Source organism: Phycisphaera sp., assembly GCA_025916675.1.
GTDB lineage: Bacteria > Planctomycetota > Phycisphaerae > Phycisphaerales > UBA1924 > JAHCJI01.
Genome location: CP098402.1, coordinates 2,471,100 through 2,487,892 on the forward strand (window position 1 = coordinate 2,471,100; position 16,793 = coordinate 2,487,892).

Genomic DNA, 16,793 nt, shown 5'->3' on the forward strand with positions numbered 1-16,793 from the left:
TTAGCCCGCAACTTTCGCCAAGGCCCGCTCTACTACCTCGAACACCCGCGGCCAGTCCTCGAGCTTCATCACGCCCAGCGGCGGCAGCATGCGGACGTGGTAGGGCCCGTGGCCGCACCAGAAGAGGACGACGCCCTCCTCGAAGCAGGCCTTGCACGCGGCGATGACCTTCTTCTGGTCGCCGCCGAAGGGGGTGAAGCGCATCATGCCGCCCTCGCCGCCGACGAGCTCCTTGCAGAAGAGCGCGGGCGGGAACCAACTTGGGTGCTTGGCGATTAGGGCCTCGACCTGCTCGCGGAAGGCGGCGTGGTGCTTCACGATCAGGCCGTCGTCGCCGTAGTAGGGCGTGCCGCCCCGCCCGGCGTCGAGCATCTCGAGCATCCGCGTGCCCACGGCGAAGTCGGTCGCGCTGCCGGTGAAGGTGCCGCTGAGCAGGCCCGGCTTGGGCTTGTAGTCCTCGGTCCACAGCGTGGCGCAGGCCTGGGTCATCTTGCCCACGCAGAACACGTCCACGTAGTCCCCAAGGTCGTAGGTCTCGTAGGCGAACATCTGGCGGGTGCGGCCGAAGCTCTGGATCTCGTCGTCCCACACGGCGATGTCGTTGGCCTTGCACACGTCCATCAGGGCGGTGAAGAACTCCCGCGGGGCGGTGTTGAACCCGCCCTCGCCCTGGACCAGCTCGAAGATGAAGCACGCGTACTGCTTGGGGTACCGATCGATGAACTGCTGCAAGCGCCACACGCAGTGGTCGATGAAGCGCGTGGTGCCGCCCACCTCCTCGGCCGCCTGCTCGTTCCAGAAGGGCATGTAATCGACCTGCGTCGTCAGCGGGATGCCCTGCCGGCCGCCCGCCGAGTCGCCGATCTGGGCCATGGTGACCGTCCGGCCCATGAAGCAGTGCTTGAACGCAAGAACCCGGCTCGCCGGAGCGTGCTTCTGGTAGCAGATCTTGAGCGCGCTCTCGTTGGCAACGGCGCCCGACGTCGTGATGAACGCCTCGCTCAGCCGGCTGTTACGCTTGGCCAGCTCGACGAGCTTGTCGCCGAACTGGTAGGCCTTGGGGTTGGTCATGAGGTTGCCGCTCTTGGCGACGTCCTCGACCGACGCCCGGGCCGCGGCCCGGATCAGCTCGGGGTGGCTGTGCCCGAACATGTGGACGCCGATGCCGATGATCATGTCCCACTTCACGCTGCCATCGGCCAGCTCGACCAGGGCCCCGTTGCCGACGCCGCTGCCGATGTACTTATACAGCAACGGCCGGCCCTTCATGCCCTCGGCCTTCGCGACCAGCTCATCGAAGCTCGCCGCCGCCCCGTCCCGGGGGGGTCTCACATCGGTGATGGCGGCGCTGTGGGCGGCCACACGCTCCACCAGCGTGTCGATCGCGCCCGCGATCGCCGGATCGGTCGCCAGCGCGTGGCCGGCGAGGCCCTCGGCCAGGGGGGTCCGGGTCGTCGTGTCGTTGGCGGTCTGCGTCTGGGTCGTGGGGGTCATGTGGTCTCCTGGAGGGCGGCTGCGCCGCTGCTGACAAGGGTAGGGGCCGGCTCGTATGGGCCACGGTTTCGCTCAGGCGGCGTCGGCCTTGGCGTCGGCCTTGGCCGTCTCGACCCGCTCGCGTTCCTCGCGCAGCACGCCCAGCAGCACGCCAAACCTCGCGGCATCCCCCCGCACCAGATCGACACGCCGGCCCCGCCCCTTGCGGATCGCCCGCACCTGGTACGCCACCCGGGCCGTCCCGGCCGCGAGCGTGCCGTCGACGATCCGCCTCTGGCCCACCGTCGCCAGGTGCTCGAAGCGGTCGGCCTCGATCTGCTCTTCCACCGCCCGCCGCACCTCGTAGGCCACGTGCGTGCCGCCGCCGTTGTCGCAGTCCCACTCCAGGGTGATCGACCCGTCCTGGAGCAGCCCGGGCTTGAACCTCGTGGGCGTGCCCGGCTCGGGGCCGGGCCCGGCCTGCCTGGGCTCGGGCAGCAGGGCGAGCTTGTACACCGCCGACCGCTCTCCCGGGGTCGGCCGGCTCTGGGCAAAGCCCCTGATCTGCTGGGCCGCCCCCGCGCCCACGCGGCGCAGGCGTGCGGCCGCCAGGCGGTAGGTCTGGCTCGCCGCCTCGGCCCGGTCGCGGGCCAGCTCGGCCTCGCGGCGGGCGTCGGCCATATCGGCCACCGCCAGGGCCACGGCCAGGGCGGTGGGTTCGGTCAGGCCGATGGCGGCGGGGTCCTGGCCCCACGCGTCCACGCGGTTCCTGAAGAAGTCGAGCATCTCGGCCAGCGGCTTGGGGATGATGCGCATCGCTGGATCTCCTGCCATCGAGCCCCGCGGGCTGGGCCCAAGAACGCGACCGACGCCGGCCGCCGCTCCCCCAATCGTCACGACCGTGCCCGTCCTTGAGCCCATTCCGCCGGTCCGCCGCAGATTCCCACGCGTCCGGCCGAGCGAGCCCGGCGGCGAGCCCAGCGGGCCGCGGTTCCCGCCCGTGGGAACCAGAGTCCCGTGCCGGGGGACTGGCGGCCCGTGACCGAGGACTGGCGGGTCGCGGGGCGGGACGGGCGGCCGGTTGGCGTGGACGGGCACAGACACGGCCGCCCGGTTGGGGCCGGTAGCATGGGCGATGGCAATGGCCCGGCCCGCCCAAGGCGGCACATCCAGGCTCCCCTGGCGCGTGGCGGCCGCGTGCCTGCTCATCGGGCTGGCGCTGTCGATTGTGAGCGTGCCGGTGGCGGCGGTGGCGGCCCAACTCGGCAAGGCGTTCGGAAGCCAATCGCAGATGCACCAGCGGTACTACCGGGCGGACGATGGCACCGCATACGCAGTCCTGGAGCGGCATTGGTCCAACCAGAACTCCCAGGCATTCCAACCCGTGCTCATGCGGCAGCAGCAGAGCCAGGCCGTCGCCCAGCCGGGGGTGTACCACCTGCCGGGCGGGGGCCGGATGATAACGAACCCATTGATCAGCTCCTACGACCCACGCCTGCCCGCGCTGCGCCGCACCCCCGCCCCCGGCTTTGACATCATCGAGGCCTACTCGGCCGGCTGGCCCATGCACGCCGCCCACTCGCTTGCACACATCGAGGCCCACCCCGGCACCGCCCGCCGCGAGCACGGGCTGCTCCGCTTCACCGTTCTCGGCAAGGGCTTCGTGCTGCCGGTGCTCCCCATCTGGACCGGCCTGCTGGGCAACACGCTGCTCTTCGGCGGCACGCTGCTGCTGGCCTGGTGGATCTTCCGCGGCCGCCGCCTGGCCAAACGCCGGGCCCGCGGCGAGTGTTTGGCGTGCGGCTACACGCTCGACGGCGACATGGAGCGATGCCCCGAGTGCGGCACGCCAAACGAGCACCGCCTCCAGACCCCGAGCCTCGCCCGCCGCCCCCCTCCACCGCCCCCCGCCTTCATGCCTGGCGGCTAAGGGCCGGCCAACCGCATGGACCTAAGGTGGCCCACGCATGGCGGACACCGGGGGTGGCCGAGATACTCCCGGAGAGAAACGATTCCGCCGATGGCGTTTGCCCGGCCGACAACCGCGGTGTGGCCGGGCAACCGCCCCACCCCGGACCCCGTAGAGCCCACGCGGGAGCCCCCCATGCCCGACCCCCGCACCAACCGCACCCGCTTCATCCTGTTCGCCGTGATCATCTTGCTGCTGGCCGCCAGCCCCGCGATGGCCAACATGGGCAGCGCGGCGATCTGGGCGGGCATCGGGCATCTGTTCCTGGGCAACCTCTTCATTGGCCTAGCCGAGGGTGGCATCCTGCGGAAGCTGGGGGCCAATCGGCGGGCGATCGGGCTGGCCATCGCGGCCAACTACATCTCGGCGACGGCCGGTGCGTTCCTGGCCGGGGCGGCGTTCGGGCTCGCGATGGCCTGGCTGCCGGGCGATTACCTGAGCAAGCTCATCCCCGCCCACTGGCTGGTGTTCGCCACGTTCACGCTGGTGGGCTTCGCGATCGAGCTCCCAATCCTCTGGCTCGCGTTCGACAAACCCCACAAGCCCAAACGCGTGCTGGCCGCCGTCGCCCTGGCCAACGCGGTAACGGCGCTGGGATTGATCTGCTGGTACGGCATCGCGAGCGACGTGTCTCTGGCCAGCCGGTTCGATTCGGTGAGGGAGCCGGCGATGGTCGGCCTGGACCCCGCGCGTGAGGCGAAGACCGACGACGGCCAGGGCGGCGCGTTGCCGTGGGTGTATTACATCGACAGCGATAGCCAGACGGTGCGGCGGATTCGCCTCGATGGCAGCGACGATGCACGCGTGACCGAGCTGCCCGAGGCCATCGACCGCGGCTGGCTGCACGGCGGGCTGCGGCATGACGGCGGCGTGGATCTGCTGGTGCGGGCACACGAGTTCAAGGAGTTGGGCCACGCCCAGGACTGGTCGCACACGGCCTACCGGGGCGTATACGACAACCATCTCATCCTGATCCGTGAGGTGGGCGCGGCGGCCAGCGTGTTCCCAGAGCCCTCGCCCTGGATCATCGCCTCGCTCGATGCATCGACTCCCTCCACCATGCAGACTCGTGCCGATCCGTTCATGGGCCTGCAACTCGGAAGCGAACCACGGCCCCGCCGCTACGTCCTCTCAACGCCGTTCATGTGGGGTATGGGCACCGTCTATGCCAGCCGCCTGCCCGGCAGCGTCTTGGTCTTCCAGGTCGGGTCGGACATTGGCGGTCGATCGCACGGCATCTACGTCGTCTCCCTCGACACCATGCGCATATCGCGGCTCGTCGAGGACGGCAGGGGCCCGTGCGTGGTCTACGACCATCCCCCGCCCGGTTGGGACGCCCAGGTACTGCTCAAGCGATTGACCCCCACACGCGAACCCACGACCAGCGGGCGGCCCTAACCTCGTCCTACCCATAGGACGCCCATGGACCAAGACCTCCTCCACCTCCTGCTCATCACCTTCGCCGCCGCGGTCGTCGCCGACGTCAGCATGGTCTTCGGCGTGGTCCCGTTCTTCTTCATCAAGGACATGTCCGACCGCCTCACCGGCATGTTCTCGGCGGCGGCCGGGGGCATGATGGCCGCGGCCAGCCTGGTCCAGTTGGTCGGCGAGGGGATGGACCAGGCCCCGGGCTGGCAGGGCTGGGAGGTGGCCGCCGGGCTGGCGGCGGGGGCGGCGTTCTATTGGATGGCCGTCAAATGGATCAGCGGCAACGGCGACTTCGACATCGCCAAACTCCGCGAGACCGGCGGCACGCGGGCCCTGCTCATCGTCGCCGCCATGACCATCCACAGCCTGCCCGAGGGCGTCGCCATCGGCGTGGCCTTCGGCGCCGACTTCCGGGCCGATGGGACCCTGCCCACGCTGGGCGTGAGCATCGCCAGCGCCTTGGCGGTCCACAACATCCCCGAGGCCATCGCCATCACCTTAGCTTTGATGGCCGCGGGCCTGAGCGTGAAGTCATGCCTCTTCTGGGCGCTCTTTACGAGCCTCCCCCAGCCGCTGGCCGCCCCCTTCGCCGCGTGGTTCATCTGGATCTTCGAGCCCCTGCTGCCCTTCGGCATGGGCCTGGCGGCCGGGGCGATGGTGTTCCTGGTGGTCGACGACCTGATCCCCGAAGCGCTCGAGAAGGCCAGCAGCACGGCGGTGAGCGTCGCGTTCGTGGGCGGCGTGGTGGCGATGATCGTGCTGGGGCGGTTGGTTGGCTTGTAGGCCATACGCTGCACCGTGACGTTCTCCGCCTCCTTCGCCCAACGCTCCACCCCCGGCATCGCGTCTGCGGTTGCGGTGTTTGAGGTCGTTGGCGATATCGAGTCCGCCAGCAAGGCCATCGGCTTCACCGCCCCAACGACCGGCCGCGCCGCTCTTCGCACCGTGCCCAACGTCGACACGCTGCTGGCCATCCGCCCCAGCGAGACTGTGCTGCTGCTGACGCCCCACGGCGGTGTGCAGGTGTGCCGGGCGTTGTCGAAGGCAATGCTCGACGCGGGACTCTCGCGCACCGACGAAGACCCCGCCTGGCCCGAGGCCTCCAGCGACATCGAGGCGCGGATGCTCACGGCGCTTGCGACCGTGCGCGGCGAGCGGGCCGTCGCCCACCTGCTCGCCCAGCCCGCGCGATGGGCGTCGAAGCTCGACGAAGTCCCCGCCGACGTCGCGCGTGAGCTTTCTCGCCTCCTCCACCCGCCCCTGGTCGTCGCCACCGGCCCGGCCAACGTCGGCAAGTCGAGCCTGGCCAACGCCCTGGCCGGCCGCACCGTCGCCCGTGTGGCCGATCGGCCGGGCGTGACCCGGGATGCTGTCGCGGTGGATCTGGAACTGGATGGGCTGGTGGTGCGGTGGCTGGATGCGCCGGGAGTTGATCTGGCCGGCGACGACGTGCTGGCCGAGGCCCAGGCGCTGGCCGAGCACGCCATCGCGGCGGCGGACCTGGTGATCTGGTGCCAGGACGCGAGCGAAAAGACCCCCTCCGACCGCGAAGACGCGGCCACCTCCCCCGCTGGGAGCGGGGGAGGGAATCGAATCACCGTCGCCACGCGGGCCGATCTGCACCCAGGCCCCCCACCCACCTGGGCCGACGCCGCCGTCTCCACCGTCGCCTGCCGAGGCTTGCCCGACCTCGCCCGCCTCGTCCGCCAACGGCTCGTGAGCGATGAGGCCCTCACTCACCCCGGGGCGTGGGGCTTCTGGACGCCGACGCCCTAGACTTGTCCTATGGACGAACGCCAGGGACAACTGAAAGACCGAGCCGGGCTCGACGAGTCGCGGATCAACGAGGAATTCCGGGACTTCCTGGTCAAGTGGGGCCCCAGGCTGCTCATCGTGGTTGCCCTGGTCGCGCTCGCCTTCAGCGGCCGGCGCTACCTGACCCAGAAGGCCGACGAACGGACCGACGAGGCGTTCGTGCAGCTCGCCCTGGCCACCAGCACCGAGAGCACGAGCCCCGACACGCTGCTGAGCCTGGCCCAGCAGTACGACGACATCGGCGCCGTCGCGCACGTCGCCCGCCTGACGGCTGCGGAGGCCTACCTCAGCGCGGTCCGGCGCGGCGTGGTCATCGGTGCCTCGCCCGACCCGACCGGCGCGTATCCCGCGGAAGAACTGCTCGACGACGAGCTGCGGGGTTCGTACCTCCAGCAGGCCCGCCAGGCGTTCGACCAGATCGCCCAGGCGTCTGGTGCGGCCGAGGTCCACACCGTCCGCGCCCACATGGGCCTGGCCGCGGTCGCCGAGGCGATGGGCGAGCTCGACACCGCCCGCACGCACTACCAGCGTGCCGCGACGATCGATCGCGATGCCGGGTACGGCGCGATGGCCCAGATCGCCGAGGCCCGCCTGGCCAGCCTCGACGCGCTCGACCAGAAGGTCGTGCTGCCCGCCAGCGCGTCGCTCCCCCAGCCCGAGCCCATCGCGCCCACTACGCCCGACGAACGCGACGAGGACGATCCCTTCGGCCTTGGCAGCCTCGATCTTGGCGACCTGAGCAGCGGCCTGTTCGACGCACCGCCCGCCGAAGGGCCGGGCGCTGGCGAACCCGCTGGCGACGATCCCGCTTCGGAGCCCACGACGGATCCCGCCGCCGAACCGGCGGGCGATCCCGAGCCAACGCCCGACCCCGGCCAAGACCCTGGCCGGTGAGCGAGCGAGCCGAATCTCCCCCGCTGCTCGACGCCGGCGGCAAGATCGACCAGGACGCCCTGCGCAAGGCCGTTGAACTCGCCGGCCCCGACGATGCCGATGCGCGGCGGGTGAATCTAAGCTTGCAGCGCGACATCAACGATCGCCTCGACAAGTACCTCACCAGCCGCATCCCGTTCATGAGCCGCAGCCAGATCCAGCGGATGATCGACGACGGCGCGGCGACCGTCAACGGCAAGCCCGCGCGGGCCTCGACCAAGCTCCGGTTGGACGACGAGATCTCCCTCGTGCTACCGCCGCCGCCCAGCGGCGAGATCGAGCCCGAGGACATCCCCATCGACGTGCTGTTCGAGGACGAGCACCTCATCGCCCTCAACAAGCGGCCCGACATCATCGTCCACCCCGCGCGCAGCCACAACACGGGCACGATGCTGGGCGCGCTCGCGTGGCACTTCCTGCACTCGTCTGGTGGTGAGCTCTCGCCTGTCGGGGCCGATGTTGCAAGGCCGGGCGTGGTGCACCGATTGGACCGCGACACCACCGGCGTCATCATCTTCGCCAAGAGCGAGGAGGCCCACTGGAAGCTGGCCCGCCAGTTCGAGGATCGCACCACCGACAAGCGGTACCTGGCGATCGTCAGCGGCGACCCCAAGGGCGCGCTCGAACCAGATACCGAGGCCATCGACGAGCCCCTGGGCCCGCACCCCAGCAAGGAGAAGGGCTACCGCGAGAAGCAGGTCGTCCGCCACGACCAATTGGGCAAGCCAAGCCTGACTATTGCAAGAGTACGCGAACGCTACCGCCTGCACGACCAGCCCGTGGGCGGCCAGCACTTTGCCTTGTTAGAACTCGAGCTGCGCACCGGCCGCACCCACCAGATCCGCGTACACTGCGCGCACCGGGGCTGGCCCATCGTCGGCGACGACATGTACGGCGGGCGGGCGTTCGAACTCGAGGGCCAGACCATCGACCGCCAGATGCTCCACGCCGCGCTGCTCGCCTTCGACCACCCCATCACTGGCAAGCCGATGGTGCTGACGGCACCGCCGAGGGACGACATGCTGGCGCTCATCGCGCACCTGCGCGAACACACGACAGCCACCGCGAGCCCCGGGGGGGGTGTGCCGCTCTCGCGGCTAGGGATCGAGGCAAGCTCGTAGCACGATTCCGAAGAACAGCCCCGAGTCGGATCCGTCTCCGACACGGGGCTCGGTGTCGCGCGAGTTGTCGTGCGTCGTGGCTTACGCCGCGACGGCGAGCGCCTCGCCGTTGTTGCCCGGGGCGAACCGCACAAGGATCGGAGCGCTGGGGTCGGTGGTCTCGCTGCCCTTGAGAGCCTTGACCTGGTAGAGCGCCTGGGCCGTGCCCGCCGGCACGCCGGTGTCGACGTACGACAGCGCGCCCACGTAGGCGATGGGCTCGAAGGCCGACGGCTGGCCCTCGGCCGAGAAGATGGAGCGTTCGAGGATGTAGCTGGTCCCCGTCGACAGCCGCCCGTCCCACGAGAGCTCCAGCGCGCCGCTGGTCTTGAGCGCGTACGTCAGGTTGCTCGCGGGGAAGGGCGGGATGGCCTCGGGCGTCTTGCGCGGGTCGATCTGTGCGGTGGCGTAGACCTGGGCGTCGCCGGTCTGCTGGGCGTAGGCCCGGATGGTCTGCACGAGCTGGCTGCCGTAGGCCACCAGCGCGGCCAGATCCTGGTCCTGCACCTCGATGAGGCCCTTCAGGGCCTGTTTGGCCGACTGGGCGGAATCGTAACTCGCGCGGCTGGTCGAAAGAAGACCAGCCAGGTCCGAGGTCTGGGTCAACGTGAGGCCGATGGCCGCCGCGTTGTCCACCCAGGCGTTGATTCGGGTCTCGAAGAAGTCCAACTGCCCCGGCTTGGTGTCGGGGATCGTTCTGCTGGTCGGCATGCGACAGCTCCCAATGCAATCGGCCGGGGCGCGCCCGCGAACAACGAGGGCGCGGCGAGGGCCGGTGTCCGATGCGGGCGGCCCATCGCCGCCCGTCCGGAAACGAAGATCGGGGCGATTCTGGAGCCGCTTTATACCAATCTATCGTTTCTGGACCAGAATCTGCACACGATACGTCGAGACGAGATGTAAGCATCTGATTCGGCTTGACTTAGGCTACGGAACAATTTCGTGTCTATCCTGACCGTGATGATGCACACCCCGAGCGATGACATCACCAGTTCTAGGGACCAGCCCCTTTTCGAGACCCTTGGCTGTGAGGGAACGCTCGCCTGGGTCGAAGGCGAATCGAAGCACCGGCACGACTTCAACGTTGACGTTCGAATCGCCAGCGATGGAGCGGTGTCACTGGTCTTCTCGCAGTGTCCGCTCACGAAGGATAACTCTTGGATCATCCGGGTTGCCACCTCTAACTCAACAAGCGTGCCGTTGCTCGAACTGCGGGGTTGGACTGAGGATGGTCGGCTCGTTCACAGCGACCGCGTGTACGTCGGTGGCTACCAGGCGGGCAGTGGTCCCGAAGGTGCCGGTTTGAGTTTTGCCGCGACCGCCGACCCACTCACGATCGTGTCACCAGCGGCGACCAATTTCGAACCATCTCGCTGGCGGGCTCGCTATCGCCTTGCGGGGCTCCGAAGCTTTGGCAGTTTTGATCTTGAGTTACCAGTCGGTCGCGTCTGGATCGCGGGCACGATGGATCAGAACACCGAGGATGAACTCACAGGCAGCATCACCTTCGAGTAGGATCCTCTGCATCCGATGAATCTCCGCGCGACGGTGCCCCCGATCGCCCGGACATACGGCCAATCGCTCATCGACCGCACCGGCCTGGGCATCGCCCTGCAATGGCATCTGATGCACAGCACGTACAACGAGATCCGGTATCTCTCGCAGATGACCGCCATCGAGCATCTGATCGAGGCATTCCGCAAGCAGCACAAGCCCGCGACCACTTATCTGGAGAAGCGTGACTTCAGGAACACGGTGCGCCCGGCCTTGGAGCGTGCACTCTTGGACGCGTTGGCGACGCTCGAACTCGACGAACAGGCGAAAGCGGGGATTGCAGAGTCAATGCTGGCAAATCTCGGAAACATCAATCGCCGCACGCTGCGGTCCAACCTTCGGACCATGCTCGACACGTACGGGGTTCCGTTGGACGGCTTGGGGACCGAGGTCGATCAGTTGATCTCGATCCGCAACGACATCGTCCATCGCGGCATGGCCGGTACGCCGGGCGACGATCTGCGCCTGGCCGACCACCTCGCCGCCGCCCAGGAACTCTTCCGGCGCATCTTCCTCTCGCTGGTTGGCTACACCGGCACGTACACGTCGTACCTCGGATCCATCCACGACCGCGGGCTGCAAGGCCCGGTCAAGACCGGAACGCCGTGAGCCGACCCGGGCGGTTGCCGACCCCGTGCTGGTCCGCATAACGATGTGCGGCGCCCCGCGCCGCACGATCTGGCCAGACACCGAACAACCGGCCCAGCCAACTTGCCCGCCCGCAGCCCCCACCCGGGACCCCCTTAGCCCCGCCCGCACCACCAGAACCGCCCCCACCAGCCCCCAGAGCCGAAACGAGACCCTCCCGAGCCCCACCGACCGCCCCGCGAGGCCGGAGGTTTGGGCGTGAGGCCCGCCCCGAAACGCCCGGATAACACCGTGCGGCGCGACGCGCCACACGGGTCGGATGTCAGGCCTCACGTGCTGGGTATCGCGATGCACGTGCCGGGTGCCACCCCGTTGCTGCGCCGCCCCGCGATGCGGGTGTGGCTCGGGGCCCCGCCGGTGCGCCATCCCGGGCCGCGGGCGCTGGGGGGTGCGCCGCACGCGGGGGACCCCACGAATCGGGTGGATCGCAGCGCGGCGCAGCCGATCCGCCGCGGCTAGCGGGAGGAACGTCGCACCTTTTTGTCAGCGTGAAAACCGTGGATGCTGCTCGGTTTTCACGATTCGCGCGGGGCAACCGATCGCCCGAGCCGCAACCCCGGCGAGCACGAACCCGTAACGAAGGGCGTCACGATCGCCCCGCTCGGGGCGCTCACGCGAAGCGCAGAAGTCAGGCTCCAGTTCGCATCGTGCGCCCGCGCGTGCGGGGGCGGTGCGTGCCAGACCAAGGAGAACATACCATGGCAATCGCAACCAACGGCCCCGCATCCGCTCGCTCGCCGTCCCACCGGCCCATCGGCCCGTGGGTCGTCGCCGCGTTCATCGCAAGCGCTGGCCTTCCCGCGGCGCACGCCCAGACCGGCTGCCCGCTCGAAGAGACCTTCAACATTGCACGCGACTACAGGCAGGACGCCAGCCCGCGGACTCCGGTCATCGCCGACTTCGATCGCGACGGCCTGAACGACATCGCGACCACCCTGTACGCACCCAGTGCTGATGCGGTAAGCGTCATGCTCGCGGCGGACCGGTGCGACTTCAGGCTCCCGCAGGCGTATGGGGTTGGCACGCGGCCCAGCGGGCTCGCGGCGGGCGACCTCGACGGCGACGGCTGGCCAGATCTCGTCGCGTCCAACAGCGAAAGCCAGGACGTCTCGATCCTCTTCAACGACCGCAGCGGGGGCTTCGGGCTGCAGGTCCGCCGCGGCGTCGGCGTCCGGCCGTTCGAGGTCATGCTCGCCGACATCGACACCGATGGCGATCTGGACATCTGGACCGCGAACCTGAACGACCGAACGATCGGGGTGCTGCTCAACGACGGCGCTGGGAGCTTCACGCCAGGGCCGGTGTACGATGCTGGTGAGGATCCCCGCGCGATGATCGCCGCGGACTTCACCGGCGACGGCCTGCCCGACATCGCCGTCGCCAACACGGGCGCGGGTCAGATCCGCGTGTTCGAGAACGACGGCGTGGGCGGGTTCAGCCAGAGCGTGTGGGACGTCGGCAATCGGGTGTTCTACCTCGATGCGGCCGACTTCGACCTCGACGGCGATCTGGACATCGTCTCGTCGACGCTGGACGATGGTTCGATACGGTTCTTGTACAACAACGGTGATGGGACCTTCGATCAGCAGCTCGTCCGAAATGTGGGGACCACGCTGTACGGAATCCGGGCTGGCGACTTCACCGGTGATGGCCTCCCGGACGTCGGAGTCGTGGACAGCACCCAGGGCAGGGTCCACCTGGTAGAAAATGATCTGTCACCAACGCTCGGTGCCGTCGTGAGCTTTGACGCGGGCGCGGGCGCGTTTTCGATGGCGGCCGGCAATCTGTCCGGGGGTGATCGCCTCGATCTTGTTGTCGCCAACGAGATCGATGGCACGGTGAGCGTGCTCCTGAGCCGGTGCGATGCCGTGGGGACGATCCTCGAGCACCCGGCCTCCCAGTTGCTGGAGTATCCGGGGCGTTCCGGAGTGCGGTTCACGGTTGTCGTGGCCGGCAGCGCCGAGTACCAGTGGCACCGAGGCGGAATCCCCTTAGACGATGGGAGCGGCGTATCGGGAACACGGTCCGAGACACTCCGGGTCGACGTTGATGTCACGAGAGCCACGGCGGAGAACGTCGGTGAGTACGACGTCGTGGTGACAACACCGCGTGGGAGCGTGACCAGCGAATCCGCGGTGCTTGCCGTGCGTCCCAACCCGTGCCCGGGCGATATCGATGGCGACGGCGAACTGACCATCTTCGACTTCCTGGCGTTCCAGACGCTGTTCGGGTCGGGCTGCCCATAGAGACGCGGCCACCCGAGCCGCACGAACTTCCACACGGGGACCATCGCGGTTGCTCGTGCTGGTGGTCAGTAGGGCTTTGGTTCTTCGCCGCTCGGCGGAGCCGAAGACGGCTGCGCCAGCGCTCGCCCAACGGGATTGTTTTGAGCGCTCGCGTTGCTCGCTTACGGGCTACCGCCCGGGCCGCAGAAGCGGCCGCGCCTCTCGCATGCGCTCTCGCTCGAAGACTCGCTCGGCGGATGCTTCGGCGTCAAGAGCCCTTGGCGCACGATTGGGTCTTGGACGTTTGCGACGGGACATCCGCACCAGCCCGTCTTCGGGCGCAGGGCGCATGTCCCCGGCGCGGCCCGCAAGGGCCCGGCCGCTCATGCGGCCGCAAGCGAGCAACGCGAGCGCTCAAAACAAACAAACTTGGTGCAGCTCTGGCGCAGCCGTCTTCGGCTCCGCCAGAGCGTCGAACAATCAAGAACAATCGATAGCACGGCTCGAAGAACAGCGCCCTACACCCGCTTCAACTTCCCCGCCTCGGCCGTCAGCCCCGCTCGCATCGCGTACCGTGCCATCTGCACGCGGTTGCTCGTGTTCAGCTTCTTGTGGATCGCGTCGCAGTGCCGCTCGACCGTGCGTGGGCTGCGGCCGAGGGACTCGGCGATCTCGCGGGTGGCCATGCCCTGGCCGATGAGGGCGAGCACCTCGAGCTCGCGCGCCGTCAGGGCCGAGAGCGCGCCCAGTTCGGCCAGCATGGGTGCGAACGTGGTGAAACGCTGCGCGGCCGTGACGGTGCTCGCCCCGGGCCGTTCTTCCGATCGGGTCGTCTCCGATCGGGTTCCTGTTGGATCGAAGCGGCCCTCGACCGCGAGCACCAGGAACCGTGGCTCAAGACCGGCATCGATCGGCAGCGGCCACACGTCGCACTGCACCTGCCGGCCCTCGTGGATGAAGTGCAGCACCGTCGGGTGGCGCTCCGCCGCCGCGGTGCGCACCGCCTCGGCACCAACGCGCGCCCACACGCCCTTGCGCGCGGTCGACGTGGCCTTGTGGGAACCCGAACTCGGCCGGTCGCTGGCCGTCGCGCCCTCTGCCGAACCCGGCGGCACGGTCAGCGCGGTAAACCGGTGGTTGCTCTTGAGCGTGCGGCCTTGCCCGTCGACGATGGCCAAGCCGAGCGCGGGCTCGTGCTCGAGCAAGCCGATCAGGGCCGCGATGGGGTGCCGGTCCAGCGGATTCGACGACGGCTTGGGCTCGGTCTGCACGGACGACGCGGCCGGACGGTCCAGCGGGCGGGCGGCGGGCCTGGCGGTCTGCCAAGGCACGCCACCTGAGCCGGGATCACTCGGGCCATGCTGCCCAGAAGAACCCGGCGGTGGGGTATTGGACGGACGTTCGGCCATGGAAGGCCTCCGACGCCGGTCGTGGACCCGGGTACCCATAGTGTAACGCGGATCCGGGAATCCTGCAAGGGTAATTTGCCCATCTTCGCGTCGATTGCTCGAAACACCCGCCCTAAGCCCTTACGAAAAGCGGGTTTGCAGCAAGGCCAGCAGAGCCTCGAACACCTCGTCCTCGGGCCGCGACCCGTCCAGGCGGGCGTAGCGGTCGGGCTGGGCGTCCACCTGGGCGAGGTATCCGGCCCGCACCTTAGCGTGGAAGGCGGCCCCCTTGGCCTCCATCCGGTCGAGCAGCAGCCCCAGCCGGGCGGCGGCGGTGGCCTCGTCGGCGTCGAAGACGATGTTCAGGTCGGGCTCGGCGTGCGGCTCGGCCCCATGCGTGACGACCTTGGCCACCGCCAGGATGTCGGCCTCGCTCAGCCCCCCCGCCGCCCCTTGGTAGGCCAGCGTCGACGCCACGAACCGGTCGGCCAGCACCACCTTGCCCTTGGCCAGCGCCGGCGCGATGCGCTCGGCCACGAGCTGGGCCCGGCTGGCCATGTAGAGCAGCATCTCGCACCGCACGTCCATGGCCGCCTGCCGATGGTCGAGCAGCACGTCGCGGATCGCCTCGCCCGCGGCCGTGCCCCCGGGCTCGCGCACGGTGATGACCTCGATGGCCGCACCCTTGAGCAGCGCCTCGAGCCGGCGGAGCTGGGTGCTCTTGCCCGAGCCGTCGGGGCCCTCGAAGACGAGGAACGTGCCGCGGAGGGCGGGGAGCCAGGGTGGAGCGGTGGGCTCTGGCATGGGGGCCAGTGTAGACGGGGCCCGGCCTATGGCGTGCCGCCATGTCGCATGCGACGTTCCTGCATAAGCCGCCTCGCATCGAGTTGATCTTCCCGGGTCGGCATGTCGATCTGCCCCAGCAGCGTTTGCAACTTGGCATCAAACCGTTCCAGCGGGGTGTCGTCCTGCTGGGTGGGGTCGAAGGACCACCAGGACGCACCGAGCCACGCAGCGGCCGAGTCATCGATGCTGGGCACAAACCATGTATCACCAAAGATGTTCTTCGCACGACGCACCAGGAACGTGTCGGCATCGATCCACAACGTGTCCGTGCCACCATAGCGATTCTGGCCTTGCAGTTGGTACGTCCTGTGGCCAAGAAACTCAACCTCGCCAACGAACTCGGAAACATCGGACCTTGTGAGCGGCGAGCCCCAGTGCTCAGTCGGAAACAGTGCGCCAGCGACATCATGGTGTACGCTGGCCAACGCGAGGCCAAGCCGGCCCGGCAGTTCGATGCCGCGATCTTCGGTGACCGACCACCAATCCTTGAGTATGCCGTCGGGGCCACGCCAGGCAACCTTCCGCATCCAGTCGGAGTGCGCATGGGGATGGCGATCGCGTTGTTCATAGCGGAACAACCCCGGCTCTTGCATCCCAGTCACGAACAGGTCGTACGGGTGCGGGCCGACGCCAGGCAGGTTCACGTGGATCCCGTAGTCCATATACCGCTCACACCGCTCGTAGGCCAGCAGCGACCGAGCGACGATAGCGGCCGCCACGTGCTCGCTCGGCAGCCCCCCATCCAGCCGGTCACTGGCAAGAACGCAGAACCACACCGCTGCTTCCTCATCGAATTCATCTTCGGCGTTGGCCAGCATCTTCAGTCCCTGGCGTCGGAGCAGCCACCGCTCCCAGGGCCACAACTTGCCGTCGACCCATGTGGGATTGGTGCTCGACCCCTTGGGACCATATGGGGTGGCACGGCTTCGGACGCCCACTTCATCCCGGACGGCATTGTCTACCCCGCCGGTGGCACCCGGACGATCGAATGCGTCTACATGAGGCAGCAGGGCGATCAGCACGAGATCAGGTGCCGCGGCCCACCAACCACGGCTGCGCACGGCAGGCCCGGTATGGCTCGCATACGACCCGACAACTAGCACCACTGCCAGCACGGCGAACCGCCACCGCCGCCGCGTCTTGCGCAGCCGTCGCTCCTTTTCGATCGCTCGCCCGCACTCCGGGCACGTCCACCCACCGCCCTCGGCCTCTGGCACGCCCTCCATGCCATACCAGCACTTGGGGCACCGCCGCCGTTCGCGCGAGCGATCCCACAGCAGTGCCCACGCCAGGAGCGCGAGCCCCAAGGCCAGCAGCGACCACGCCAATACGACGAAGATCCAATCGACCATAC

General features: G+C 68.7%; 16 protein-coding genes and 1 pseudogene. 11 read left to right on the top strand and 6 right to left on the bottom strand.

What is annotated here, in order from left to right:
- The gene (locus NCW75_10625; protein UYV11751.1) at window positions 1-1,494 is read right to left on the bottom strand and encodes an aminotransferase class III-fold pyridoxal phosphate-dependent enzyme; all 1,494 of its coding nucleotides are present in this window, start codon (window positions 1,492-1,494) and stop codon (window positions 1-3) included.
- A gap of 72 nt (window positions 1,495-1,566) precedes the next feature.
- Window positions 1,567-2,289: a hypothetical protein gene (locus NCW75_10630; GenBank protein UYV11752.1), complete on the bottom strand. Its 723-nt coding sequence runs from the start codon at window positions 2,287-2,289 to the stop codon at window positions 1,567-1,569.
- A 319-nt stretch (window positions 2,290-2,608) separates the two neighbouring features.
- On the opposite strand from NCW75_10630, the gene NCW75_10635 reads away from it, so the two are divergent.
- The 6 genes from NCW75_10635 (at window position 2,609) to NCW75_10660 (ending at window position 8,739) form a co-directional block, all read left to right on the top strand.
- The gene (locus tag NCW75_10635) at window positions 2,609-3,403 is read left to right on the top strand and encodes a hypothetical protein (protein ID UYV11753.1); all 795 of its coding nucleotides are present in this window, start codon (window positions 2,609-2,611) and stop codon (window positions 3,401-3,403) included.
- A 174-nt stretch (window positions 3,404-3,577) separates the two neighbouring features.
- Window positions 3,578-4,840 (top strand): hypothetical protein, encoded by a 1,263-nt coding sequence (locus NCW75_10640; GenBank protein ID UYV11754.1) that lies wholly within the window; start codon window positions 3,578-3,580, stop codon window positions 4,838-4,840.
- A gap of 24 nt (window positions 4,841-4,864) precedes the next feature.
- The gene (locus tag NCW75_10645) at window positions 4,865-5,653 is read left to right on the top strand and encodes a ZIP family metal transporter (protein UYV11755.1); all 789 of its coding nucleotides are present in this window, start codon (window positions 4,865-4,867) and stop codon (window positions 5,651-5,653) included.
- Between the two features lie 15 nt (window positions 5,654-5,668).
- Window positions 5,669-6,646 carry a 50S ribosome-binding GTPase gene (locus NCW75_10650; GenBank protein ID UYV11756.1) on the top strand — a complete coding sequence of 326 codons (978 nt, stop codon included), beginning with the start codon at window positions 5,669-5,671 and terminating at the stop codon, window positions 6,644-6,646.
- A gap of 9 nt (window positions 6,647-6,655) precedes the next feature.
- Window positions 6,656-7,579: a hypothetical protein gene (locus NCW75_10655; GenBank protein ID UYV11757.1), complete on the top strand. Its 924-nt coding sequence runs from the start codon at window positions 6,656-6,658 to the stop codon at window positions 7,577-7,579.
- Window positions 7,576-8,739, top strand: coding sequence for an RluA family pseudouridine synthase (locus NCW75_10660; GenBank protein ID UYV11758.1), 1,164 nt, complete (start codon window positions 7,576-7,578; stop codon window positions 8,737-8,739). The genes NCW75_10655 and NCW75_10660 overlap by 4 nt, the downstream gene beginning before the upstream one ends.
- 81 nt (window positions 8,740-8,820) lie before the next feature.
- Here NCW75_10660 and NCW75_10665 read toward each other — a convergent pair whose 3' ends face one another.
- Window positions 8,821-9,489: a hypothetical protein gene (locus NCW75_10665; GenBank protein ID UYV11759.1), complete on the bottom strand. Its 669-nt coding sequence runs from the start codon at window positions 9,487-9,489 to the stop codon at window positions 8,821-8,823.
- 249 nt (window positions 9,490-9,738) lie between these two features.
- Here NCW75_10665 and NCW75_10670 point away from each other — a divergent pair, with 249 nt between their 5' ends.
- The 5 genes and pseudogenes from NCW75_10670 (at window position 9,739) to NCW75_10690 (ending at window position 13,226) form a co-directional block, all read left to right on the top strand.
- Window positions 9,739-10,293, top strand: a complete 555-nt coding sequence (locus tag NCW75_10670; GenBank protein UYV11760.1) for a hypothetical protein — start codon at window positions 9,739-9,741, stop codon at window positions 10,291-10,293.
- 15 nt (window positions 10,294-10,308) lie between these two features.
- Window positions 10,309-10,941 (top strand): hypothetical protein, encoded by a 633-nt coding sequence (locus tag NCW75_10675; GenBank protein UYV11761.1) that lies wholly within the window; start codon window positions 10,309-10,311, stop codon window positions 10,939-10,941.
- 104 nt (window positions 10,942-11,045) lie between these two features.
- Window positions 11,046-11,159 (top strand): annotated as a pseudogene (locus NCW75_10680) (polymer-forming cytoskeletal protein).
- 19 nt (window positions 11,160-11,178) lie between these two features.
- Entirely contained in the window at window positions 11,179-11,439 is a 261-nt protein-coding gene (locus NCW75_10685) for a hypothetical protein (GenBank protein ID UYV11762.1), read from the top strand.
- A 239-nt stretch (window positions 11,440-11,678) separates the two neighbouring features.
- Window positions 11,679-13,226: an FG-GAP-like repeat-containing protein gene (locus NCW75_10690; GenBank protein ID UYV11763.1), complete on the top strand. Its 1,548-nt coding sequence runs from the start codon at window positions 11,679-11,681 to the stop codon at window positions 13,224-13,226.
- 497 nt (window positions 13,227-13,723) lie between these two features.
- Here NCW75_10690 and NCW75_10695 read toward each other — a convergent pair whose 3' ends face one another.
- The 3 genes from NCW75_10695 to NCW75_10705 all read right to left on the bottom strand — a co-directional run bounded on the left by NCW75_10695 (window position 13,724) and on the right by NCW75_10705 (window position 16,791).
- Window positions 13,724-14,614 (bottom strand): LuxR C-terminal-related transcriptional regulator, encoded by an 891-nt coding sequence (locus NCW75_10695; protein UYV11764.1) that lies wholly within the window; start codon window positions 14,612-14,614, stop codon window positions 13,724-13,726.
- A gap of 120 nt (window positions 14,615-14,734) precedes the next feature.
- On the bottom strand, window positions 14,735-15,397 hold the full coding sequence (tmk, locus tag NCW75_10700) for a dTMP kinase (protein UYV11765.1): 663 nt from the start codon (window positions 15,395-15,397) through the stop codon (window positions 14,735-14,737).
- 26 nt (window positions 15,398-15,423) lie between these two features.
- Complete coding sequence (locus NCW75_10705; protein UYV11766.1) at window positions 15,424-16,791, bottom strand: hypothetical protein; 1,368 nt, start codon at window positions 16,789-16,791, stop codon at window positions 15,424-15,426.
- Window positions 16,792-16,793 lie beyond the last annotated feature (2 nt).